General features: G+C 64.1%; 19 protein-coding genes, 1 pseudogene and 1 riboswitch. Of the genes and pseudogenes, 5 read left to right on the forward strand and 15 right to left on the reverse strand.

Going from position 1 to position 21,914, the window contains the following annotated elements:
• The first annotated feature begins 23 nt into the window (after positions 1 to 23).
• Positions 24 to 716, forward strand: coding sequence for a uracil-DNA glycosylase (ung, locus tag HAQ05_RS25910; protein ID WP_202988116.1), 693 nt, complete (start codon positions 24 to 26; stop codon positions 714 to 716).
• An 18-nt stretch (positions 717 to 734) separates the two neighbouring features.
• On the opposite strand, the gene HAQ05_RS25915 is transcribed toward ung, so the two are convergent.
• From HAQ05_RS25915 to HAQ05_RS25930, 4 genes are read right to left on the reverse strand one after another with little or no spacing between them, the layout of a single operon-like run.
• Complete coding sequence (locus tag HAQ05_RS25915) at positions 735 to 1,757, reverse strand: AbrB family transcriptional regulator (protein WP_190426664.1); 1,023 nt, start codon at positions 1,755 to 1,757, stop codon at positions 735 to 737.
• Positions 1,750 to 3,264, reverse strand: coding sequence for a tripartite tricarboxylate transporter permease (locus HAQ05_RS25920; RefSeq protein WP_190426666.1), 1,515 nt, complete (start codon positions 3,262 to 3,264; stop codon positions 1,750 to 1,752). The genes HAQ05_RS25915 and HAQ05_RS25920 overlap by 8 nt, the downstream gene beginning before the upstream one ends.
• Positions 3,265 to 3,266: 2 nt before the next feature.
• On the reverse strand, positions 3,267 to 3,725 hold the full coding sequence (locus tag HAQ05_RS25925; protein WP_190426668.1) for a tripartite tricarboxylate transporter TctB family protein: 459 nt from the start codon (positions 3,723 to 3,725) through the stop codon (positions 3,267 to 3,269).
• Between the two features lie 51 nt (positions 3,726 to 3,776).
• On the reverse strand, positions 3,777 to 4,760 hold the full coding sequence (locus HAQ05_RS25930) for a Bug family tripartite tricarboxylate transporter substrate binding protein (protein WP_190426671.1): 984 nt from the start codon (positions 4,758 to 4,760) through the stop codon (positions 3,777 to 3,779).
• Between the two features lie 183 nt (positions 4,761 to 4,943).
• Between HAQ05_RS25930 and HAQ05_RS25935 the strand changes: the two genes are divergently transcribed.
• Positions 4,944 to 5,612, forward strand: coding sequence for a response regulator (locus tag HAQ05_RS25935; RefSeq protein ID WP_190426675.1), 669 nt, complete (start codon positions 4,944 to 4,946; stop codon positions 5,610 to 5,612).
• Positions 5,605 to 6,972, forward strand: coding sequence for a sensor histidine kinase (locus HAQ05_RS25940; RefSeq protein ID WP_190426678.1), 1,368 nt, complete (start codon positions 5,605 to 5,607; stop codon positions 6,970 to 6,972). Before HAQ05_RS25935 ends, HAQ05_RS25940 begins: the two co-directional genes overlap by 8 nt.
• 9 nt (positions 6,973 to 6,981) lie before the next feature.
• Here the strand turns inward: HAQ05_RS25940 and HAQ05_RS25945 are convergent, their stop codons facing one another.
• Both HAQ05_RS25945 and ygfZ read right to left on the reverse strand, forming a co-directional pair.
• Positions 6,982 to 7,794: an HDOD domain-containing protein gene (locus tag HAQ05_RS25945; RefSeq protein WP_190426704.1), complete on the reverse strand. Its 813-nt coding sequence runs from the start codon at positions 7,792 to 7,794 to the stop codon at positions 6,982 to 6,984.
• A gap of 45 nt (positions 7,795 to 7,839) precedes the next feature.
• A complete protein-coding gene (gene ygfZ, locus HAQ05_RS25950) occupies positions 7,840 to 8,781 on the reverse strand; it encodes a CAF17-like 4Fe-4S cluster assembly/insertion protein YgfZ (RefSeq protein WP_190426705.1) in 942 nt (313 codons plus the stop codon).
• Positions 8,782 to 8,938: 157 nt separating this feature from the next.
• On the opposite strand from ygfZ, the gene HAQ05_RS25955 reads away from it, so the two are divergent.
• The gene (locus HAQ05_RS25955) at positions 8,939 to 9,193 is read left to right on the forward strand and encodes an FAD assembly factor SdhE (RefSeq protein WP_190426681.1); all 255 of its coding nucleotides are present in this window, start codon (positions 8,939 to 8,941) and stop codon (positions 9,191 to 9,193) included.
• Entirely contained in the window at positions 9,177 to 9,653 is a 477-nt protein-coding gene (locus tag HAQ05_RS25960) for a protein YgfX (RefSeq protein WP_190426684.1), read from the forward strand. Before HAQ05_RS25955 ends, HAQ05_RS25960 begins: the two co-directional genes overlap by 17 nt.
• Here HAQ05_RS25960 and atzF read toward each other — a convergent pair.
• The 9 genes and pseudogenes from atzF to HAQ05_RS26005 form a co-directional block, all read right to left on the reverse strand.
• The gene (gene atzF / locus HAQ05_RS25965) at positions 9,598 to 11,376 is read right to left on the reverse strand and encodes an allophanate hydrolase (RefSeq protein WP_190426688.1); all 1,779 of its coding nucleotides are present in this window, start codon (positions 11,374 to 11,376) and stop codon (positions 9,598 to 9,600) included. The genes HAQ05_RS25960 and atzF overlap by 56 nt on opposite strands.
• A 25-nt stretch (positions 11,377 to 11,401) precedes the next feature.
• Positions 11,402 to 14,965, reverse strand: a complete 3,564-nt coding sequence (gene uca, locus HAQ05_RS25970; protein WP_190426691.1) for an urea carboxylase — start codon at positions 14,963 to 14,965, stop codon at positions 11,402 to 11,404.
• A gap of 72 nt (positions 14,966 to 15,037) precedes the next feature.
• Entirely contained in the window at positions 15,038 to 15,646 is a 609-nt protein-coding gene (locus HAQ05_RS25975; RefSeq protein ID WP_190426693.1) for an urea amidolyase associated protein UAAP2, read from the reverse strand.
• Positions 15,647 to 15,656: 10 nt separating this feature from the next.
• Complete coding sequence (locus HAQ05_RS25980) at positions 15,657 to 16,376, reverse strand: urea amidolyase associated protein UAAP1 (protein ID WP_190426696.1); 720 nt, start codon at positions 16,374 to 16,376, stop codon at positions 15,657 to 15,659.
• Positions 16,377 to 16,386: 10 nt separating this feature from the next.
• Positions 16,387 to 17,175 (reverse strand): ABC transporter ATP-binding protein, encoded by a 789-nt coding sequence (locus tag HAQ05_RS25985; protein ID WP_190426698.1) that lies wholly within the window; start codon positions 17,173 to 17,175, stop codon positions 16,387 to 16,389.
• The gene (locus HAQ05_RS25990; RefSeq protein WP_190426700.1) at positions 17,172 to 17,987 is read right to left on the reverse strand and encodes an ABC transporter permease; all 816 of its coding nucleotides are present in this window, start codon (positions 17,985 to 17,987) and stop codon (positions 17,172 to 17,174) included. Before HAQ05_RS25990 ends, HAQ05_RS25985 begins: the two co-directional genes overlap by 4 nt.
• A gap of 19 nt (positions 17,988 to 18,006) precedes the next feature.
• Positions 18,007 to 19,065, reverse strand: coding sequence for a putative urea ABC transporter substrate-binding protein (locus tag HAQ05_RS25995; RefSeq protein WP_190426701.1), 1,059 nt, complete (start codon positions 19,063 to 19,065; stop codon positions 18,007 to 18,009).
• 60 nt (positions 19,066 to 19,125) lie between these two features.
• Positions 19,126 to 19,226: riboswitch (guanidine-I (ykkC/yxkD leader) on the reverse strand.
• A gap of 180 nt (positions 19,227 to 19,406) precedes the next feature.
• Positions 19,407 to 20,039, reverse strand: a complete 633-nt coding sequence (locus HAQ05_RS26000) for a hypothetical protein (protein WP_190426702.1) — start codon at positions 20,037 to 20,039, stop codon at positions 19,407 to 19,409.
• Positions 20,040 to 20,577: 538 nt separating this feature from the next.
• Positions 20,578 to 21,914 (reverse strand): annotated as a pseudogene (locus tag HAQ05_RS26005) (hypothetical protein); the annotation flags it as partial.

Consider the following 21,914-nt stretch of genomic DNA (forward strand, 5'->3'; position numbering starts at 1 on the left):
CCCCCCCGACCCCACGGATGCCCATGACCACCGAAGATCATCACATCAAGCTTGAACCGAGCTGGAAACAGGCCCTGCGCCCGGAGTTCGACAAACCCTACATGGCCGAGTTGCGTGCGTTTTTGCGCCAGGAGCTGGCTGCGGGCAAGGAGATTTACCCGCCCGGGCCGCTGATTTTCAATGCCTTGAACCTAACCCCGCTGCCACAGGTAAAAGTGGTGATTCTCGGGCAAGACCCATACCACGGGCCCGGGCAAGCCCATGGCTTGTGCTTTTCGGTGCAGCCAGGGGTGGCCACGCCACCGTCGCTGGTCAATATTTTCAAAGAACTCAAGCGCGATCTGAACATCGACATCCCGCGCCAGGGGTTTTTGCAGCCGTGGGCCGAACAAGGCGTGTTGTTGCTCAACACCACCCTCACGGTAGAACGCGGCATGGCGGCTTCCCACGCCAAACGGGGGTGGGAAACCTTCACCGACCGCATCATCGAAGTGGTCAGCAGCCAATGTGAAAGCGTGGTGTTCCTGCTGTGGGGCTCCCATGCGCAAAGTAAGCGCAAGCTGATCGACACCACCCGCCACAAGGTCCTCGCCTCGCCGCACCCATCGCCGCTGTCGGCGCACCGGGGGTTTCTTGGCAATGGCCATTTCAGCCAGGCCAACCGCTTTTTGCTTGAGCACGGCCGGGAACCGGTGGATTGGCGTTTGCCGGTTTAACCCGCGTGGGGTGGGGTATCAGCGTATGGTTTTGATCCACCGCCGATACACCGGCTCTGCCAGGAACAGCACCAAAAACAAGCGCATCACCTGCATGGCCGTCACCAGCGGTACCGACAGCCCGAGGGTTTCGGCGGTCAGGCTCATTTCGGCGATGCCGCCGGGCATCATGCCCAAGGTGAGCGAGCGCAGGTCAAGGCCGGTGACGAGGTATAGCAAGCCCGCCGCCAGCGCCGCCAAAGCCATGGTCAAGCCGGTGCCCAGCAATGTGCGGGCCAGGAACAGCGGCGCCTTGCGAAAGAACTGCCGGGTGAAATGGCAACCCAGGCCACTGCCGATCAGCCATTGGCCCACCTGGCTGGCCCCGTCGGGTAGGCGCGTATGCGGGTCGAATGCCACCCCCACGGTAGCGGCCAGCAGTAACGGGCCGAACAGCCAGGGGTTGGGCTGGCGCAGGTACTGCCAGCCGAGCGCCAGCAGCGCACCCAGCGGGAACAGCAAGGCCAGAACGCCCCATTGCACCGCAAGCGGGTGGCTGGCCGGGCTGCCTGCGCCCAGCGCGAGCTTGAACAGCGCCGGCACGCACAGCACCACCGCCAGTACCCGCAGGCTTTGCGCCGCTGCCACCGGGCCAAGTTGGGCGCCATTACGTGCGCCGAGGTTGACCATCTCCCCAGAGCCGCCCGGCATGCTGGCGAAGAACGCGGTGGCGCGGTCTTCGCCGCTGCGCAGCATCAGCCACACCCCAACGATACTTGAGGCGGTGGTCACCACGGCACCGAGCAGGATCGGGCCCAGGTGGGCCAACACTTGCTCCATCAGGGCAGGCGTAAAATGCAAACCGATGCCGATGCCCACCACCCATTGGCCCGCCTTGCGGCCGTGGGGGATTTCCTGCAGTTGCCAGGGCGTTAAGCAGCGCACCAGAATCACCGCTAGCAACGCACCGATCATCCACGGCAACGGCCAGCTGGCGAGGCTAGCCAGCCAACCACCGGCCAGCCCCACCAGCGGCGTGGCATACCTATGCCGTTCAGGCATTGGCCGCGCCGCGCCGTGCCAATTGGCGCCTGCGCCACAGGCGCAGCAGCGGCAACAGCAGCATCAGTGCGATCAGCACCCATACGCCGAAGGTAATCGGGCTACCCCAGAGAATGCCCACCTCACCGTTGGAGATCGACAGCGCCCGGCGCAGGTTCTGCTCCATCAACCCACCAAGGATGAACCCCAGCAGTAGCGGCGACAGCGGGAAATCCAGCTTGCGCAGGATGTAGCCGAAGATGCCGATGCCCACCATCAGGAACAGGTCGAATGTGGTCGCATGCACCGCGTACACGCCGATGGCCGTGATGATCGCGATCACCGGCACCAGCGCCCAATTCGGCACCGCCAGGATGCGGGTAAAGATGCGGATCATCGGAATGTTCAGGATCACCAGCATCACGTTGGCGATGAACAGCGAGGCGATCAGACCCCAGACGATGTCCGGTTGCTGTTGGAACAGCAGCGGGCCGGGGGTGATGTTATACAGCGTCAGCGCACCGATCATCACCGCGGTGGTGCCCGAGCCCGGTACGCCGAGGGTCAGCATCGGCACCAGCGCGCCGCAAGCCGACGCGCCAATGGCGGTTTCCGGCGCGGCCAGGCCGCGCTTGTCGCCCTGGCCGAAGGTGCCGCTTTGGCCGGCGATGCGTTTTTCGGTCATGTAGGCCACCGCGCTGGCCAGGGTAGCGCCGGCACCGGGCAACACACCCATGACAAAGCCCAGCAAGCCGCAGCGTAGGTTCACCGCTGCCACCGAAGCGGCTTCCTTGAAGTTGAACAGCATGCGCCCGGTGGCCTTTACGGCCGCATGGCCATGGTGGGTTTTCTCCAGCAGCAGGAAAATTTCGCTGACCGAGAACAGCCCCAACACCAGCACCACGAACTGGATGCCATCGGCCAGGTGAATGCTGTCGCCGGTGAAGCGATACACCCCGCTGTTGGCATCGATGCCCACCGCCGACAAAAACAGCCCGATCAACGCGGCGATGAAGGTTTTCAGCGGCCGGTTACCGGCCATGCCGGCCAATGCAACGATGGCGAACACCATGAGCACGAAGTATTCGGCCGGGCCGAAGGCGATCGCCCACTTCGCCAGCAAGGGCGCGAACAGCACCATGCCGCAGGTGGCGATCAGCGCACCGATGAACGAACTCCACGCCGACAGCGACAAGGCCACGCCGGCCAACCCTTGGCGCGCCATGGGGTAGCCGTCCAGGGTGGTCATCACGGTAGAGGCTTCGCCGGGGATATTAAGCAGGATCGAGCTGATCCGCCCGCCGTATTCGCAGCCCAAGTACACCGCCGCCAGCAGGATCAGCGCCGACTCTGGCGGCAAGCCCAGGGCGAAGGCGATGGGAATCAGCAGCGCCACGCCATTGATCGGCCCCAAGCCTGGCAGCAGGCCGACCACGGTGCCGATCAACGTGCCGGCCAAGGCGGTGGCCAGGTTATAAGGGGTCAGCGCAACGCCGAAGCCCTGGCCCAGGTAACCCAAGGTGTCCATAGTCAGTTCTCCAGTACGCTCAACACGCCCAAGGGCAGGGGTACGTCCATGATGCGATCGAACAAGATGTACAGCAGCACACTCATCGCGCCGACGATCACCGCGCTAGGCAGCCATTTGCCCCCATACAGCCGGGCCATGGGAATGCCGATCAAAGCGCTGCTGAGGATGAACCCCAGTGGCTCGAACAGCCCGGCGAACACCAGCAACAACAGGGTGCAGGCGCCGACCTTGGCCAGGGTGTGGCGGTCCAGCGGCGGTTCGTCCTCGCTGTGCACCAGCGGCGTGGGGCGCCACAGCATGTACAGCAAGGCTATGGCCAACAGGCCTAGCATCAGCAGGGGGTAGGCGCGCGGGCCTACCGGTTCGTAGGAAAACGGCGCTTGGTAGGGCCAGGCCATCAGGGCCAGGCCCACGCAGGCAGCCAACAATGCCGCAGCGAACAGGCGTTGTACCAGCATGATGAATTCTCCGCAAAAGCGCCCGCTTGCCGGGCGCGGGGGGGCGGGCGGTTACTCCACCAGGCCGAATTCCTTGGCCAGTGATTTGTAATCGGCAACCCGCTGCTTCACATAGGTGTCCAGTTCCTGGCCGGTCATGGCGAACGGGAACAGTTCACGCTGGTCGCGCAACTTGGCGAATTGCTCGGAGGCCAATAGCGTGTCGAACGAAGCCTTCCACCAGGCGTATTGTTCGTCGGTGACCTTCGGGCCCAGGTAGAAGCCGCGCACCACCGGCCATTCGATGTCGTAGCCCTGCTCCTTGGCGGTGGGGATGTCTTTCATCGCCGGTTCGTCCAGGCGCTCCTTGGAGAACACCGCCAAGATGCGCATGTCACCACTTTCGATGTGTGGCATGGAATCGGCGATGTCGGTGCTGCCCACTTGGATGTGCCCGCCGAGCAAGGCCGTGGCGATTTCACCGCCGCCTTCGAGGGCCACATAGCGCAGGTCGCGCGGGTTCACGCCGGCGGCCTTGGCGACCAATGCGGTTTGCATCCAGTCTTGGCTGCCGACTGTGCCACCAGAGCCGATCACTACGCTGCTGGGGTCTTTCTTCAATGCTTGAACCAGGTCATCGAGGTTTTTGTAGGGGGAGTCTTGTTTCACAGCGATGGCGCCATAGCTGGTGCCGACGGCGGCCAGCCAACGCACGGCGTTTTCGTCGTAACGGCCAAACTTGCCTTGGGCAAGGTTGAGCAGCGAGCCGCTGGACCACGCCACCAGGGTGCCGGCATCCGCCGGGCGCTGGGCGACCACGGCGTTATAGGCCACGGCGCCGACGCCGCCAGGCATGTAGGTCACGCGCATGGGTTTGCTGAGGATCTTGCTTTCGACCAGGGCACTTTGCACCAACTTGCAGGTGAGGTCGAAACCACCACCCGGTGCGGCCGGGGCAATGCATTCGGGGCGTTTCGGTTCATCGGCGGCGAACAGCGGTTGGGCGAGCAACGCACAGCCAGCGGCCAGCGCGAGGGGGCGCAGGAATGTCTTCATGACGTCTCCGAGTCTTGTTGTTTTTGTGTGATTCGGTAGGGGCCGAGGGTGGACCCTGAGGGGCGACCATAGCGGGCGAAGCTTTCGCCAGCCTTTCAGTTGACGCATTTTGTTGTAACCACTTCCGCGCAGTGCGAACCCCGGTAAACTCCGCCCATTGTGCCTGCGTAACGGAGAACAATAATGCGCATATTGCTGGTCGAAGACCACTTGCCACTGGCCGATAGCGTGGCCCAGGCGCTCAAGGGTGTGGGCCTGACGGTCGATCTGCTGCACGATGGCGTGGCCGCCGACCTGGCCCTGGCGAGCGAGCAATACGCCTTGGCCGTGCTCGACGTGGGCTTGCCCCGGCTGGATGGCTTTCAGGTATTGGCCCGGCTGAGGGACCGCGGGCAGCATTTGCCGGTATTGATGCTAACCGCGCGCAGCGATGTAAAAGACCGTGTGCACGGCCTTAACCTGGGCGCGGACGATTACCTGGCCAAACCTTTCGAATTGAGTGAGCTGGAAGCGCGCGTCAAGGCCATGCTACGCCGCACGTTGCTTGGCGGTGAGCGGCAGCAGCGCTGCGGCCCGCTGGTGTACGAGGTAGACAGCCGGCGCTTTACCCTGGCCGAGCAAATGCTGAACCTGACCTCTCGCGAGCAGGCGGTGCTCGAAGCGTTGATCGCACGCCCAGGGCGGGTGATGAGCAAAGAGCAACTGGCCGGGCAAGTGTTCGGCCTTGATGAGCAGGCCAGCGCCGACGCCATTGAAATCTACGTGCACCGCCTGCGCAAAAAGCTCGGCCAGGAAGTGGCCATCGTCACCTTCCGTGGCCTGGGCTACCTGCTGGAAGCGCGCAATGGTTAACGCCGGCAGCCTGCGTTGGCGGCTGCTGCGCAACCTGGTGGCGTTGCTCACGGTGTTGATGCTCGCCAGTGGCCTCTCGGCCTACTGGAATGGCCGTGAGGCGGCCGACACCGCTTACGACCGCACCTTGCTGGCGTCGGCCCGTACCATCGCCGCCAACCTCACCCAACATGATGGCAGCCTCAGCGTGGATGTGCCCTACGTGGCGTTGGACACCTTCGCCTACGACAGCGCCGGGCGCATCTACTACCAGGTCAACGATGTTCACCAAAAGCTGATCTCCGGCTACGAGAACGTACCGGCCCCCCCTGCGAGTACCCCACGCACCGATAAGTACCCAGCGCTGGCGCGCTTTTATAACGCCCACTACCTGGGCCAGAACGTGCGCGTGGTCAGCCTGCTCAAGGCAGTCAGTGACCCGGACATGGCCGGCATGGCGGAAATCCGCGTGGCAGAAACCGAGGAAGCCCGGGTGCGCATGGCCCGTGACCTGATGGCCGACACCCTGTTGCGCTTGGGCATGCTCGGCGCCGGCGCAGTGCTGCTGGTGTGGATCACCGTCAGCGGCGCGCTGCGCCCGTTGGAGCGGCTGCGCCGCTCGGTGGAAGAACGCCGCCTGGACGACTTGCGGCCGCTGCCAACGGTAGACGTGCAGCGCGAGTTGGCGCCGCTGGTGCAGGCCATCGACCACTTTACCGAGCGTTTGCGTGAACAGTTCGAGCGCCAAGGGCAGTTCATTGCCGATGCCGCCCATGAGCTGCGCACACCGTTGGCCGCGCTCAAGGCGCAAATGGAACTCGGCCTGCGTTACCCCGAACGCTGGCAGCAAACGCTGCGCGACAGCGTTGAAGGCACCGACCGCCTTACCCATCTGGCCAACCAGTTGTTGTCGCTGGCCAGGGTGGAGCATGGCGCGCGGGTGATCGCCGAGGGCGGTGCGCACAGCCTTGACCTTCGCAGCCTGGCCCGTGAACTGGGCTTGGCGATGGCCGCCCTGGCCCATGGGCGCGGCATTGGGTTGGCCCTGGAGGCCGATGAACCGGTGCCCATCCGTGGCGAACCGACGTTGCTGCATGAGTTGCTGAGCAATTTGGTCGACAACGCCCTGGCGCATACGCCTGCCGGCGGCAACGTCACGTTGCGGGTGTTGGCCCCCGGCATTCTTGAGGTGGAAGACGACGGCCCGGGCATTCCGGCCGACGAGCGCGAACGGGTGTTTGAGCGTTTTTACCGGCGCGGTAACCAGGGCTCCGGGCTGGGGCTGGCCATCGTCGGGGAGATCTGCCGCGCACACCGTGCGCAGATCAGCCTGCACGATGGCAAAGCCGGCGGGCTGCGGGTCAGGGTCACGTTTCCCTGACCTGCATGCTTATGCCAGCAGCGCCTTGGCTTCTTGCACCTCGCGCGCGGACAGCGGCGGGTCGAGGGCGTCCATGCCCAGGCGCAGGTACGCGGGCAGCGCGCTCAGGGTAGGGCGTTGTTCCACGGGTTTGTTCAGCAGCGTGGCCATTTGTACCACATCGGCATAGTCGGCCAGCGCTTGCTCGCGGTGGTAATCCAGGTGAAACAGCGGCACGTCGGCCAGTGCCCGGGGGAACTCCCAACTGCGCAGGATCTTGCTGCCGATGATCGGGTGGATATGCTCGATGACGTGGTTCAGGCACACCGAGTCGGCCAACAGGTCGTTGTGGTCCTCGGCATAGGCCAGAATCGGCAGCACGCCGATCAAGTGGACCATCCCGGCCAGCGCCGCTTGGTCGGCATGCAGCCGATGCGTGCGCCGGCACAGCTCATAGGCCAGGCCCGCCACCGCCACGCTGGTGGCCCAGCTGTCGTGCAATGCGCGGGCTATCACCGGCGAGCGGGCGTTGAAGATCTGTTCGATCACCAACCCCACGGCCAGGTTGCAAGTGTAGTTCACGCCCAAACGGGTGATCGCGGTGTGCAGGTTGTTCACTTCCACATGGCTGCGCAGCAGCGGGCTGTTGACCACTTTGATCAGCCGCGCGCTCAGGGCGGTGTCACGGCCGATCACACGGCTGAGTTCGCTCACACTCACTTCACTGTTTTCGGCAGCCTTGCGAATGGCCAGCGCCACTTCCGGCAGGGTCGGCAAGGTGAGCGTGTCGCGCTCGATGGCTTCGAGCAAGTCGGCTTGAACCGTTTCAGCCAGCGTATTGATCATCGGCTAGAACCTTGAATTCGGCAGGGGCCATCAAAGCGACATTCAGCGCTGGATCTCGCGGTCGCGATCCAGTTCATAGGGCAAGTCAAGCACCTCCAGGGGCGCCCCGCCGGCTTCAGCCAGATGAATGTTGCCGTCTTCCACTGCATCGGCCTGCAGCACCGCCAATAGCTCCACCGTATCGCCCGCCGAGGCGCCGATGACCACTTCACCCACGGCGCTGGCGTGTACTGGCGAAAACAATAGCGTGCCGGGTGCCGGAACGTTGCCGCCTGGTAAGCGCAAGCGGTATTGGCGGCGCTTGAGTTTGCCCAGGTACTGCATGCGTGCAACGATCTCTTGGCCGGCGTAGCAGCCTTTTTTGAAACTCACGCCGCCGACGGCCTGCAGGTTGATCATTTGCGGAATGAACAGCTCGCGGGTTTGTTCGAACACCTGCCCCACGCCGGCGCGTACCTGGCCCAGCAGCCAACCGTCGAGGTCGCCCTGGGGCAGGTGTTGCGCGAGCACTTCAACGGTTTGCCCGGCGGCGGCCGCCGCAACCCACAGCTCGGCCCGCCCGGGCGACACGCGTATGGCCAGGGTGCTGCCCTGGCGCGCCACTGCGTGGGTTTCGGCCGGCAACTGCAGGCCAAGCGCTTGCAGGGCGGCGTCGCCCTGCTGCAGGCCGAAGCGTTGCCACTGGGTGCTTTCGTCCGCCAGGGTGGCCTTGGAAAACACCGCGTATTTTTTCAGGTCAGCCAATTGCGCCGGCAACAGTTCACGGGCCATGGCCAGCAGGCAACCGTCGCCCTCCAACACGATGCGAAAGCTCGACTGCATGCGCCCCTTGGGCGTGCAGCGCGCGCCAAGGCCGGCATGGGCCTCGTCGAGGTAGTTGAGGTTGCAGGTGAGCTGGCCTTGCAGGAACTTGCGGGCATCCGAGCCGCGAACGGCAAGCACGCCCTCATGGGACAGCGGGCAGTAAAAAGTGGTATTGGCCATAGGCACGGGGCACTCTCCAAGACTGGCGCCCATAATAAGGCCCGGCGCGGAAAAAACCTACCGCGCGCGTATGTACATTGTGACCGTTGGCGGCGTTGGTCTACGTGCGGCCCTGCCAGGGCGCCTGTATACTGGCCGCCTTTTCGAGGAGGGCCCCATGGTCGATAGCGTAGAACTCAACCGCCTTTACTGGCACAGCCGGCGTGGCATGCTCGAACTCGACGTGCTGTTGGTGCCGTTCGTGCAAGAGGTGTACGCCAGCCTGAACGAGGCCGACCGAGAGGTGTACCGCCGCCTGCTGGAGTGTGAAGACCAAGACCTGTTCGTGTGGTTCATGGAGCGTGGCGAAGCCGAAGACCCTGAACTGCAACGCATGGTCCGCATGATCCTGGACCGTGTCCAACCCCAATAACCGTTTCGAATGCCGCTGGCGGGCGTCGCGCTGGCTATTGCGGGCTTACCTGGCGGTCAGCCTGCTGGCCCTGGCCGCGGCCTTCAGCTTGGCCATGCCCGCATGGGGGCGGCTGGCACTGATACTCGCCGGCCTTGCCCATGTGGGCTGGTGCCTGCCACGGCAGGTGCTGCTGGCCCACCCCACGGCGGTCACCGGCCTGCGCCGCGACGCACGTGGCTGGGCCCTGTACAGCCGGGCCCTGGGCTGGCACCCGGTGGGCCTTTGCCGCGACACCGTGGTGTTTCCCGCGCTGGTGATCCTGCGCTACCGCCTGCCGGGCCAGTGGCGCGTACGCAGCGTATGCGTGCCGGCCGACGCGCTGGCGCCGCAGGTACACCGGCGCCTGCGGGTGCGGCTAACGTTCAGCCGAGGGCGCTTTCGCGTGCCAGCCAGGCCCGCCAGCCGCCAAAACGGCTGATGTCTTCGGCGCCTTCCAGCCCCCAGCCATCGCAGATGAACCCGGTTTCCCAGCGGCCATCGCTCAACTCGACCTTGCCCAAGCCGAGCGGCGCGGGGATCTCGCCCAGTAACGAGCCCAGTTCCTGGCTGGGCAGCTCCCAGACTTCCACTTCGATGGCGACGCCAGCGGCACCCACGCGGACCATCCCGGGCCGTTGTGGCGGGCCGCCCGCCAGGGCGTACAAGCGGTAGGCCGGGGCGCTGAGGGTCGTTTCCAGGTGCACGGCATTGCGCTGGCGCAGTTGCCAGTTCAGTGCCAGGCCATCGAGGTGGGCGCCGCACACCACCAGGCGGGTGCGGTCATGTCGCGCGGCGCGGGCGGGCAAGGCTTGGGCGCTGTAGGCCTGGGCCAGGCTGAGCAGGTATTGGTCGGTAAAGCAGCGGCCGAACAGCGTAATCCCCCATGGCAAGCCGTTGGCCATGGCGCCGCTGGGTACCGCCACGGCGGCGTAGTCGAGCAGGTTCATGAAGTTGGTGTAGTAGCCCAACTGCGCATTGGCCTTGATCGGCTCGGCGTTCAGCTCTGCCAGCGTCACCGGCCGGCCGAGGGTGGGCGTAACCACGCAATCGAGCCCGGCCAGGATGCGGTCGCACTCGGCCTTAAGGTGTTGCAGGCGGTACTGTGCGCGGAACGCAGCCACCGCGCTGGTAGCGGGCGCATTGGCCAATACCTGGTGGATCACCGGCAGCACGGCGCTGGGCTGGCGCTCGATCAGCTCGCCCACCACGCTGTAGCGTTCAGCCACCCAGGGGCCGTCGTAGAGCAACCGGGCCGCTTCCAGGAAGGGCGTGAGGTCGATATCCACGGCCTCGCCGCCCATCGCCTGCAGGCGCGCCACAGCGGCGCCGAACAAGCCGGGCCCTTCGCTGCAGCCAAAGAATTCCAGGCCTTGGCTGAGCGGCACGCCGAAGCGAAAGCGCTGCACCTGGCCGAACGCCTGGGCATTGTTCCAGGCCGGGTTGTGCCGGCTGTATTCATCGCGCGGGTCGAGGCGAGCCAACCAGCCGAGCAACTGGCTGGCCTCCTCGGCGCTGTGGGTGAAGGTCGTTACGCAGTCGAGGGTGCGGCAGGCGGGCACTACCCCGGCGGTGGAGATCAAGCCCTTGCTCGCCTTGAGCCCCACCAAGTTGTTCAGTGCCGCCGGCACGCGCCCGGAGCCTGCGGTGTCGGTGCCCAGGGCAAAGCTGCACAGCCCTAGCGCCACCGTGAGCGGTGAGCCGGCGCTGGAGCCGCCGCTGGGGTAGCTGGGGTGCACACTGTTGATGGACGCGCCATACGGCGAGCGGGTGCCATTCAGGCCGGTAGCGAATTGGTCGAGGTTGGTTTTGCCCAGCGGCACCGCACCTAAGGCCAGCAGTTGCTCCACCACCGTGGCCGAGCGGTCGGGCAGGTAGGCGAACGCCGGACAGGCAGCGGTGGTGGGCACGCCGGCCAAGTCGATGTTGTCTTTGATGGCGAACGGCACACCGTATAGCGGTAACGCCTCTGGGCACTGGTGCTCGAGGGCGGCCAGGTAGGGTTCGAGCTGTTCGAGGCTAAGCAAGTGGATAAAAATGCAATTGTGCGTGTTCAGCGCTTGCGCCCGCGCATGCAACTGGGCAATGAGTGCCCGCGGCGTGATTGCACCGCTGAGGTAGGCGGCACGCAGGGCGCCCAGGCGCAGGTCATTGATGTCGGTCATATGTGCGTATCCTTGAGTGGGTCGCTCAATCGGCGGCCAGTATGAGTAAGCGTTGCCCGGCCCGCAGTGCTGAGCCTGGCTGCACCTGCAGCGCCGTTACCACGCCAGCGCTGGGCGCCAGCACTGGGATCTCCATCTTCATCGATTCCAATATCAACAGCGGTGTACCGGCGTGCACGTGCTGCCCGGGCGCCACCAGCAACTGCCAAAGGTTGCCGGCAATGGGGCTGTCGACGCTGACCTCGCCGGCGGCCAGGGCGCTGGCGGGCTGTTCGTCCGCTGGCAAGTCCTGCGCCTCGAAATGCGCTTGGCCGCTGTCTAGCCAGCGCTGGCGTTCGGCGGCGAAGGCCCGGCGCTGCTGCACGCGGAAGGCTTCGATGCTGGGCGCCTGGTCGGCCAGGAACGCTTGGTAGTGCGCCAGCGACAGCTCGCTGTGTTCGATGTGCACGGGGTACCGGCCCAGCGGAAAATCACGGCGGATGCGCTGTAGCGCTTCGGCGCTGACCGGGAAAAAGCGGATTTGGTCGAAAAAGCGCAGCAGCCAGGGTTTGCCTTTGAAGGCCGGCACGTCGCGGTAGCGGTTCCACATCTGCAATGTACGGCCAACGAACTGGTATCCGCCGGGGCCTTCCATGCCGTACACGCACAAATAAGCGCCGCCGATGCCAACCGAGTTCTCTGCCGTCCAGGTACGCGCGGGGTTGTATTTGGTGGTCACCAGGCGGTGGCGGGGGTCCAGTGGCGTGGCCACCGGCGCGCCGAGGTATACATCGCCCAGGCCCATTACCAAGTAGCTGGCGTCGAACACGGTGCGCTGCACCGCGGCCAGGCTTGGCAGGTCGTTGATACGGCGGATGAACTCCAGGTTGCTCGGGCACCAGGGGGCGTCCTTGCGCACAGTGGTCATGTACTTGTCGATGGCCAGGCGGCAGGCCGGGTCGTCCCACGACAGCGGCAGGTGCACGATGCGCGACGGCACGGTCAGGTGCTGCTGGGCGCACACCTGGCGCCAGAGCCCTTCGATACAGGCCAGTAACCGCGCCAGCGGCAGGTGTTCGGGCTGGTAGTGCACCTGTAGCGAACGGATGCCCGGCGTGAGGTCGATCACCCCCGCCAGCGCCTGGCCTTGAAGCGCTTGCATCAATGCATGGGCGCGAAAGCGCAGTACTAGGTCAAGCTCGGCCGGGCCAATTTCCAGCAGCAGGTGCGTGTCGCCGCTCAGCCGTGCCACCAGCCGTTCGCGGCCTTCGCCGCAATCGAGCACGATCGGCGAGGCCAGCGTTGCTCGCGGGCTGGGCCGGGTTGGGCTGGCCGCGCGGGCAGCGGCCAGGGTCACGGGGGTGAAGCGCACGCGGTCGCCCGCCTTCAATTGGCCGAGTTGCCAGAGGTCGGCTTCGATCACCGTGACCGGGCACACGAAGCCGCCCAGGCTGGGGCCGTCCGGGCCGAGGATCACCGGCATGTCGCCGGTGAAGTCCACCGCGCCGACGGCGTAGGGGTTATCGTGGATGTTCGAGGGGTGCAGGCCGGCCTCCCCGCCGTCTTCACGGGCCCATTCCGGTTTCGGGCCGATCAGGCGCACGCCGGTGCGGCTGGAGTTGAAGTGCACTTCCCAGTCACTGGCGAAAAAACGCTCTATGTAAGCCGCGGAAAAATACTCCGGCGCGCCGTGAGGGCCATAGATCACGCGCAAGCTGCGCACCGGCGGGAAGCCCGGCAGCTCGGCTGCGGGCACGCACGCACCGGCGCTGCTGTCCAGCAGCGGCGCCAGCTGCAGCACATCGCCGGCTTGCACCGCGCGGCCGGCGTGGCCACCGAACTGGCCCAGGGTGAACGTGCTGCGGCTGCCCAGGTAGGCGGGCACCTGGAAACCGCCGCGCACGCACAGGTAGGCGCGGGCCCCGGCGCCGCCAATGGCGCCTAGGCTCAGTAGCGCGCCGGCGGGCAGCCGGAGGCTGGTGTTCATCGGCTGTGCCTGGCCGTCGACAGTGATTGGCAGCGTTGCGCCGGTGACCGCAATCACCGCGTCGGTGTTCAAGCGCAGCATGGGGCCCTGCAGGGTGATTTCCAGCGCCACTTCGCCCTCGGGGTTGCCCAGCAGGCGGTTGCCCTGGCGCAGCGCGAGGCTGTCCATGGGCCCTGAGGGGGGCACACCCACCGCCCAGTAACCCAGCCTGCCAGGGTAATCCTGCAGGGTGGTTTGGGTGCCGCCGGCTATCACTTGCAGGCTATGGGCTTGGTAGCGCAGCCCCTCCAGGCAGCGCGTCCATGGTTGGCCGCTGGCAAAGGGCTCGGCGGCGAGGGCCTGGCGCAGGTAGCCCAGGTTGGTTTGTACGCCGTATAGCGAGCTGGCGGCCAGGGCTGCGTCCAGGCCCTGGCGGGCCTGTTCGCGGGTTTCCCCCCAGGCAATGAGCTTGGCCAGCATCGGGTCGAAATGCGCCGGCACTTCGCTGCCGGCTTCGACCCAGGTGTCGATGCGCAACCTGTGGCCGTCGGCCGGCGCGAATTGTACCGCGCTGAGCAGGCCGGGGCAGGGCTGGAAGCCTTGGCCCGGGTCTTCGGCATACAGCCGCGCCTGGATGGCATGGCCATGGGGCGCCAGGCCCTTAGCCAACTCGCTCAGCGGCGGCAATTCACCGGCGGCCAGTTGGACCATCCAGGCGACCAAGTCCACGCCCCACACCTGCTCGGTCACGCCGTGTTCCACTTGCAACCGGGTATTGACTTCGAGGAAATAAAACCGCCCGCTGTCGGTGTCGTAAACGAATTCCACGGTGCCGGCGCTGCGGTAGTGGACGGCGCGGGCCAGGGTCAGCGCTGCCTGGCACAGGGCCTGCGCCATGCCGGCGGGCAGGTTGGGCGCCGGGGTTTCTTCCAACACCTTTTGGTTGCGCCGCTGTACCGAGCAATCACGCACGCCCAGCGCCAACACCTCACCCTGGCCGTCGCCGAACACCTGAACCTCCAGGTGGCGTGCGCGGCTGACGTATTGCTCCAGGAACACACCGGCATCGCTGAACTGGCTCTGGCCCAAGTGCTTGACCACGGCGAAGGCCTCGGTCAATTCTTCGGCGTTGTGGCATACGCGCATGCCGATGCCGCCACCGCCGGCGGTGCTCTTGAGCATCACCGGGTAACCTACCCTGCCAGCCTCGGCCAACGCGGTAGGTAAATCGGCCAGCAAGTCACTGCCTTCGAGCAGTGCAATCCCATGTTGGCGCGCCAATGTGCGGGCCGTGTGCTTGAGGCCGAACAGGGTCAATTGCTCTGGCGTCGGCCCCACGAAGGCCAGCCCTGCCGCTTCGCAGGCGCGGGCGAAGGCGGCGTTTTCGGAGAGGAACCCGTAACCGGGGTGCACGGCCTGGGCACCACTGGCGCGGGCCACGGCCAACAGTTTATCGACGTTCAAATACGTGGCGGCGGCAGCGCCGTCGCCCAGGCTATGGGCCTCGTCGGCCTCCAGCAGGTGCCGGCTGCTGGCGTCGGCCTCGGCGTACACGGCCACCCCGCGCACCCCCAGGGAACGCAGGGTGCGCAAGATGCGGCAAGCGATGGCGCCACGGTTGGCAATCAGCAGGCTGTCGAACATGGCAGAACCTTGGGCGGGCCGTCCCGCGACGAAGGCGCTGGCCGGGGTCGTCCCCGGGGCGTGTAAAAGCGCTCAGGCCCACACGGTCAGTTGTGCGGGTGTCGGGTTATAGGCGTTGCACGGGTTGTTCAACTGCGGGCAATTGGAAATCAGCACGATCACGTCCATCTGCGCACGCAGCACCACGTATTTGCCCGGGGCCGACAGGCCGTCCTCGAACGTCAGGCCGCCATCGGCGGTCACCGGCACGTTCATGAAAAAGTTGATGTTCGGCGCCAGGTCGCGCTTGCCCAGGCGTCCGTCATGGGCGCAGGCGCGCAGGTAGTTGTCACGGCAGCTGTGCATGTGCCGTTTGTCCAAGGCATAGCGCACGCTGTTGCTTTCTTGGGCACAGGCGCCGCCGAGGGTATCGTGGCGCCCGCAGGTGTCTTCGATGATCGTCAACAGCGGCCGGCCGAGATTGGAATACAGCACGCTGCCTTCACTCAAGTACACCCGCCCCTGGCGCCGCAGGGTGCGCTGTACGTCGTAGCGCTCCCGTGGGTTGGCGGCGCTGTAGAACAGCGTGTCGATCGCCTGGTTGCCTTCCAGGTCGAGCAGGCGCACGGTTTGCCCGGCCTTGACTTCTGTCAGCGAAGGCTCGCCGGCGGGGATGGTGATGTCGTAGACGATGGCGGTCATGGGGGCTCCTTCAGGCGTACAGCCGTTCAGTGTTGAAAAACCCGCGCTGGTTTTCCGGGCGCGACTGGCGGCACGCTTCGGCAACTTCCGGCTGGGCATGCATGAAGCTCAGTTGCACCGGTTTAGGGGCGTACCGTGGGTTCGGGTCCATCGGGTGCTGCAGGGCGGTGAGCACCACCAAGGTGTCCATCGGCGCATAGAGCTCGACATAATCCCCGGCGCGGGAGTGGCCGGGCACGAAATGCAGCGTGGCATCGGCATGGGCGTCTACCCGGCTGAACAGGTTAAGGGTCATGGTCAGGTCGCTCAGGCCCAGGCCCCATTTGCCCAGTTCGACCAACAGGTTGTCGGTGCCATTGCGGTAGAACCCGTTGCGCAGTTCTTGGTAGCGGCCGGTGCCGTACTTGTGCTGGACCTCTTCGGCATTGAGCAGGCCGCCGAAGCTGTCGTTCCAGCCCGTGGTGTCGGCGGTAATCGCTGCCAGCACGCGGCCCATGTCCGAATACAGGCAGTGGCCGGCGGTCAGCTTGGCGGTGTGCTGGCATTTGAGGCTGTCGGGTAGGTTCAGCCGCTCGGTTTTCTCCAGCGCGTTGAGCAGCGTCAGGCTCACGTTGGCGCCGCCTTCCAGATCGGTCAGGCGCAGCAGTTGCCCGCGCTTGAGCACGAAAGAGCTGTGTGCACCGCCGGGCAGGCGTTCTTCGGCAAACAGGGGGTAAGCGAATGTCGTCATCGGGTGTACCTCAGGCAATGTGCACGCACCCGGCAAGCTCGCCGGGCGGTTGCGCGAGTGCGGCCTGGAAGGCCCTCCGCTCGCTGTTCAAGGGAATGTCATAGGTGACCCGCGCGCCATAGGCGTGCGGTGCATGCGGGTCGTGGCGGGTTTTGTCGAACACCAGCAGGCGCGTGGCCAGGCTGAAGCCTTCGTTCAGGTCGTGGGTGACCATGAACACGGTCAAGGGGTGCTCACGCCACAGCTCCAGCAACAGCACGTGCATGTCTTTGCGGGTACCGGGATCCAGCGCCCCGAATGGCTCGTCGAGCAACAACACCCGGGGCTTCATCACCAAGGCTTGGGCGATGGCCAAGCGTTGCTGCATGCCCCCGGAGAGTTGGCTGGGGTATTTAGCCAGCGCCTGCCCCAAACCTACCCGTTCGAGCAGGGCCGCCGCCTGGTCGGCGGCCCTGCGCCGGGCAGCGCCAAGCAACCGCCCCCACCAGTGCGAGGCTTGCAACTCCAAGCCCAGGGTCACGTTATCGAGCACGTTCAGGTGCGGGAACACCGAATAGCGTTGGAACACCACGCCGCGGCCTGGGTCGGGCTCCCCCGGCAGCGGCTGGCCGCCCAGCATGATGTGCCCCTGGCTGGGCCGTTCCTGGCCCAACAACAGGCGCAGGAAGGTTGACTTGCCGCAGCCAGAGGCCCCCACCAACACGCAGAACTCACCTTCGGCCACGCTCAGGTTTACCTGTTCGAGCACGGTGTGCTCGCCGTAGCGCTGCCACAGGTTGTGCACGTCGATCAGGCTCATCGGTTACCTCCGTGGTACCAAGGGAAGGCCCGGCGGCCCACTTGGCGCAAGGCCCAGTCCATGGCCCAGGCCAGGGCGGTGATCCAGCCCACGTAGGGGAGGATCACATCCATGGCCAGGTAACGGCGTACCAGGAAGATCCGATAGCCCAGCCCATCGGTCGAGGCGATGGCTTCGGCCGCGATCAAGAACAACCACGCCGAGCCCAGCACCAGCCGCAGGTCAACCAGCAGCCGCGGTAGCAATTGCGGTAGCACCACCCGCAGTATCAACGTCCAGGTGGAGGCGCCGAGGGTTTGCGCCTTGACCAACAGCTCGCGGGGAATGTCGCGGGCCTGCTGTTCCAGGTCGCGGGCCAGTATCGGCGTGATGCCAATCACGATCAGCATCACCTTGGACAACTCGCCCAGGCCGAAAACAATGAACAGCACGGGCAACATGGCCAGCGGTGGCACCATCGACAGCACCGTTAACAGCGGTGATAACGGGGCACCGAGCAGCGGTACGGTGCCTGCCAGCAGGCCCAGGCTCAGCCCGGCCACCGCGGCGATGGCCAAGCCCATGCCGAGGCGTCGCAAGCTGGCGGCGGTGTCTTGCCAAAGCGGCCGCTCCCCGGTGCGCAGGTCTTGCTCGAAGGCCATGCGCTTGACCGCCTCGGCCATCTGCGCGGTGCTGGGCAGCAGCTTGTCGTTGGGGTTGTCGGCCAGCCTTGCGGCCGAACCGTATAGGTAGGCGCACAACAGCAAGGCGAACGGCAGTACCACCAGCAACAGCCGGCCAGGCCCGTCGGGGTGGCGGTTGATCAGGCGCATGGCGCGTTCCTCCACGGAGTCAGAGCTTGCCGTCGGCGGCCATTTGCACGTAGGTAGGGTCGAAACGCAGCTTCACGTTGCTAGGGTCGCCGCTGCTGACACCGTGGGCAAAGCGCATGCCTACCGCGTTGGCGCTTTTGGCACCGTCGCCGAGCAGGCCGTGCTGGTAAGAGAACTGCGCGACCTTCGCCATGGTTGCCGGCAACTGCGCGCTGGTGGCAAACGCCAGGGCTTCGGCCGGGGTGTAGAACAGCTTGGTGGTGGCCAACTGCGCCTGGTAGCCGGCCAGGTCGGTGCCGCTGGCCTTGGCCATGTGCTCAAGGGCGGCGGGGTCGTGGGCGGCCATGGTTGCCATCACTTCGAACCAAGCCCCGGTCAGCGCCTTGCCCAGCGCCGGGTTATCGGCCAGCACTCGGCTGTTGACCACCATCATGTCCATGATCTCGCCGGGCACCTTGCTCGAATCGAACACCTCGCTCACCCCGGGCTTGGCCTTGACGTCCGCCAGCATTGGGTTCCACGTGGTCACCGCTTGCACCTGGTCGGTATCGAACGCCGCGGCGATGTCGGCGTCGGAGGTGTTCACGGTTTTCACGTCTCGCTCGCTCACGCCGGCCTGGTCGAGTGCGCGCGCCAACAGGTAATGGGAAACCGACAACTCCACCAGGTTCACGTTCATGCCCTTGAGGTCGGCCACCGCCTTGCCGGCGCCCTTGATCACGATGCCGTCATTACCGTTGGAGAAGTCGCTGACGAGCAGCGCGGTGCTGTCGACACCGCCTGCAGCGGGAATGGTCAGCGCATCCATGTTGGTCATGGTGCAGCCATCGAACTGGCCGGCGGTGTACTGGTTGATCGATTCGACGTAGTCGTTGAGCTGGACCAGCTTGATCTCGATCCCGTATTTTTTCGCCCACTTGTCGATGATGCCTTGGCTTTGCGCGTATTCCCATGGCATCCAACCGGCGTAGATCGTCCAGCACAGGTTGAACTGTTGCTTGGGCGCGGCGTGGGCACAGCAGCTGAGCAGCGCCGCGAAGCCAGCGGCGAGCAACGAGGGTAAGCGAGGTAGTCGCATGGGGAAGCCTCCAGTTGAGAGTGGGCGCGCAGGAGCAGGGCGGCACCTGTCAGGTGTCCTGTCTCCCGGGCTTTTATCCCGCCGTGTAACCTCAACTGGAGGTCGCCAACTCTCGGACCAGCCACTCGCCTAAGCGAGCCGGAACCCTAGTCGGCCATTTACGAATTGTGGTGCCGCGAACCGTTACGCTCCTGCACACACTGGCCCATGCCAGAGCCGTGCCAGGTGGATGAGAGCGCCGGTTTTCCGGGGCAGAGGGCGGTTCCACGGCCAGGGCCCGGGCCCCATCGCGGTGCGCGGTGTGCTTAAAAGGTGCGCCGGGGCGCATGGCTTGGCGGTCCTTATGCCGTCTGTTCCAAGTAGGCGAAATCCGTGCTCTTGGGCGTGGCCTTGATGCCCTTGGCTTCCTGGCTTCTGTAGTAAGCGGCAATGCTCAAGTTGGGGTCGATCGTTGCCTGAAGGATGCAAGGCTGTTGCTGCCACGGATAATTCGCCACCTGCTCGCGGAGCCTACGCCCCTCGGTACGTTTCCAGGCGGCAACGTCCAGGTCGCGCCAATAGCGTTCCGGGCGGCCGGTGGCTTTGTCGTGCGCAGCGGTGACAGGGTCCAGGTGGCGGCTTTGTTCGAGAATGGGCAGGTCTGGCAGGGGCTGCTCCACATCCATGTAACGCTGGAGGGTGTCCCAGAAGGCCATGAGGTTGGCTTTGTCCAGGCCCAGGCTGTGCATTTTCATGCCCAAACACACTTTTGTGTTGGTATAGCGGTGGTGCAGCCACAACACATAATCACGCCCGCCATAGGGCAGGATTTGGAGTTGCATGACTGGGTCAAACTCATAGAAGGGGGCGACAAAGGGCGAGCGAAAGCGCCTGCCGATGCGCACCATGCCGTCGCGGCGGTTGAAGCCGCTGCCGTCGTGGCGATAGATTTGGGCGTAAAGTAAGAGCAGCAGGTCTGTGCCGAGGGTGGCCATGAATAGGCAGAGCGTGCCTATCCAAAAGGCTGTTTGCTCTCGCCAATAACCCCAGAGTGAACCCTCGCTCCAAGCGATTATTCCAGCGGTAATCGCAGCGCAAGAGCCCCATAGTAGATACGCATACCAAGGCCGGGACGAATAATACAGGAAAAGTCCCAAAATCATTATCGCTACCGCGATCACAGTAATTATTAAAGGGTAGTTTAAAATAGACACTATCTCCGCCGCCCACGGCAAAATAAAAAAAATACCATTATAAACCTAACTATGAAAAGCAGCTGTGGTATGTGACTGCTATTTTCAAAATTCCAGCGGTCTGCGTTGCAATGTACATATACGCCAAGAATTTTTTCGGGGTTATAATTTACTAGATACCTATCCTCTAGTTGAGATTGAGTCTGTGTTGCAGAGTTCATGTTTGCATAATTCCCCCATAGCAGCGATCTGTTCGATAAGCCACGCCATTGGTCGGGATAAGGAGGTAGCGTGCCGATCTTATTACTACGGTAGATTGCGGGGCCGTAATGGAGCTGTTTCACACTTTAAATTCCAGATTTTCGATAAGCCAGTAGGGGGCTTCACCCGCGCGCGTATTAGATGCAGGTCTGTTATCAAATTCTGCGCTATAGGGCTGCCAAGTTTTTGGGCTGGGCTGTGGAAGAACCAGGGCTTTGGTACGGCCAGCGTTCATCGCAAGCCGGAATTGGCCGAATACCTTGAGCCGGTGAGTAATGGTACTGCCGAACCGTTCCCCGGCTGTCTGATGTTGAACAGAAAATTGCTTGGGCATCACATATATCAGCGTGCTGCCATCCAAGCGGTAGGACGCTAGCTTTGGTTCCGAGATCTCTCGGCGTTCGACTCGTTCGACATTAAATACGCCATGATGCGGTAATACCACAAACTCTTCCCAGGCATGGAGCTTATAAACCTCTGGTTCGAACATCGAGAATAATGGCGAATGGACGGTAACTACCCAATCCGTAGCTTCGAACTGCTGGGCAGAGGGTCGGCGGCACTCTCCCCAGGGATTTGGGGACCTGCGTTGCCGATCAATCTGCTCAAGGTCTTCGCGAATTCTCTGTGGTGCTGTTCGCCACCACTCTGTGAACCGTTCAGCCTTGATCATTGGCTTGCCCATGACACCAAGAAGCTGCTGATATGCCGAACTGGCGTCCCGCAAGTATTGGAAGCGGTCATCCTTCAGCGCTTCACCGAGCAGGCCGGTACTCCCGTGATTCTGGCCGAATGGCCCGTTCTTAAAGAGAGTTTCTATATCGCTATCGACTAACCAGCCCGCCGCCATGGTACCGACTATGAACAATACTGCGCCGGCGACCAAAATGATCGGGTTGATGCATATGCCGAGTAAACACATTGCCCAGGCAGCACCTCCAGATGCCGCAACCCCATAAGCCACTGCAGCATCATGATCCCCTTGGCGCCACGCCCGTTCGGCATCCCAGATAGTAATACCAGCCGTTAACAACATAGCACCACTTGACAACGCTCGAAGCAGTGGTAATTTGCTATTACCCGTCTGGGCTTTCAAGTTTTCAGCCCAACGCGTTAATGCGGGTATTCTCGATATATCAAAACGCGGTTTGTTTAATGCATGCACTAAGCTGCTGCTCTCTCCGAACATAAATTTAGAGAGACTTCCAAGCGCGGCGATCAGATCTAGCAAGGCGCCAGCAACTCCGAAAGTGTAACGGGGCAAGCCAGCCTCTTGCTCGTTACTGAGTTCCTTCATCCCAACAATCTGCGCCTCCAAGTTATAAACCGCACACGCCACCGCAATCAGCGGTATCGTCGGCCCTTGCGAGGCCTTGTCCAGCTTGTTCGCCAACGCATGCTTCCAGGCGCTGTACT

The sequence above is a fragment of the Pseudomonas typographi genome (genome assembly GCF_014694385.1).
Lineage (GTDB): Bacteria > Pseudomonadota > Gammaproteobacteria > Pseudomonadales > Pseudomonadaceae > Aquipseudomonas > Aquipseudomonas typographi.

Bases quoted from the DNA above. Each gene is read 5' to 3' on its own strand.
- atzF (WP_190426688.1), bottom strand. From the start codon at position 11,376: ATGACCGACATCAATGACCTGCGCCTGGGCGCCCTGCGTGCCGCCTAC.
- HAQ05_RS25935 (WP_190426675.1), top strand. From the start codon at position 4,944: ATGCGCATATTGCTGGTCGAAGACCACTTGCCACTGGCCGATAGCGTG.
- HAQ05_RS25975 (WP_190426693.1), bottom strand. From the start codon at position 15,646: ATGACCGCCATCGTCTACGACATCACCATCCCCGCCGGCGAGCCTTCG.
- HAQ05_RS25930 (WP_190426671.1), bottom strand. From the start codon at position 4,760: ATGAAGACATTCCTGCGCCCCCTCGCGCTGGCCGCTGGCTGTGCGTTG.
- HAQ05_RS25980 (WP_190426696.1), bottom strand. From the start codon at position 16,376: ATGACGACATTCGCTTACCCCCTGTTTGCCGAAGAACGCCTGCCCGGC.
- HAQ05_RS25940 (WP_190426678.1), top strand. From the start codon at position 5,605: ATGGTTAACGCCGGCAGCCTGCGTTGGCGGCTGCTGCGCAACCTGGTG.
- HAQ05_RS25985 (WP_190426698.1), bottom strand. From the start codon at position 17,175: ATGAGCCTGATCGACGTGCACAACCTGTGGCAGCGCTACGGCGAGCAC.
- HAQ05_RS25915 (WP_190426664.1), bottom strand. From the start codon at position 1,757: ATGCCTGAACGGCATAGGTATGCCACGCCGCTGGTGGGGCTGGCCGGT.
- uca (WP_190426691.1), bottom strand. From the start codon at position 14,965: ATGTTCGACAGCCTGCTGATTGCCAACCGTGGCGCCATCGCTTGCCGC.
- HAQ05_RS26000 (WP_190426702.1), bottom strand. From the start codon at position 20,039: ATGGCCACCCTCGGCACAGACCTGCTGCTCTTACTTTACGCCCAAATC.
- HAQ05_RS25990 (WP_190426700.1), bottom strand. From the start codon at position 17,987: ATGCGCCTGATCAACCGCCACCCCGACGGGCCTGGCCGGCTGTTGCTG.
- HAQ05_RS25925 (WP_190426668.1), bottom strand. From the start codon at position 3,725: ATGCTGGTACAACGCCTGTTCGCTGCGGCATTGTTGGCTGCCTGCGTG.
- ygfZ (WP_190426705.1), bottom strand. From the start codon at position 8,781: ATGGCCAATACCACTTTTTACTGCCCGCTGTCCCATGAGGGCGTGCTT.
- HAQ05_RS25920 (WP_190426666.1), bottom strand. From the start codon at position 3,264: ATGGACACCTTGGGTTACCTGGGCCAGGGCTTCGGCGTTGCGCTGACC.
- HAQ05_RS25955 (WP_190426681.1), top strand. From the start codon at position 8,939: ATGGTCGATAGCGTAGAACTCAACCGCCTTTACTGGCACAGCCGGCGT.
- HAQ05_RS25995 (WP_190426701.1), bottom strand. From the start codon at position 19,065: ATGCGACTACCTCGCTTACCCTCGTTGCTCGCCGCTGGCTTCGCGGCG.
- ung (WP_202988116.1), top strand. From the start codon at position 24: ATGACCACCGAAGATCATCACATCAAGCTTGAACCGAGCTGGAAACAG.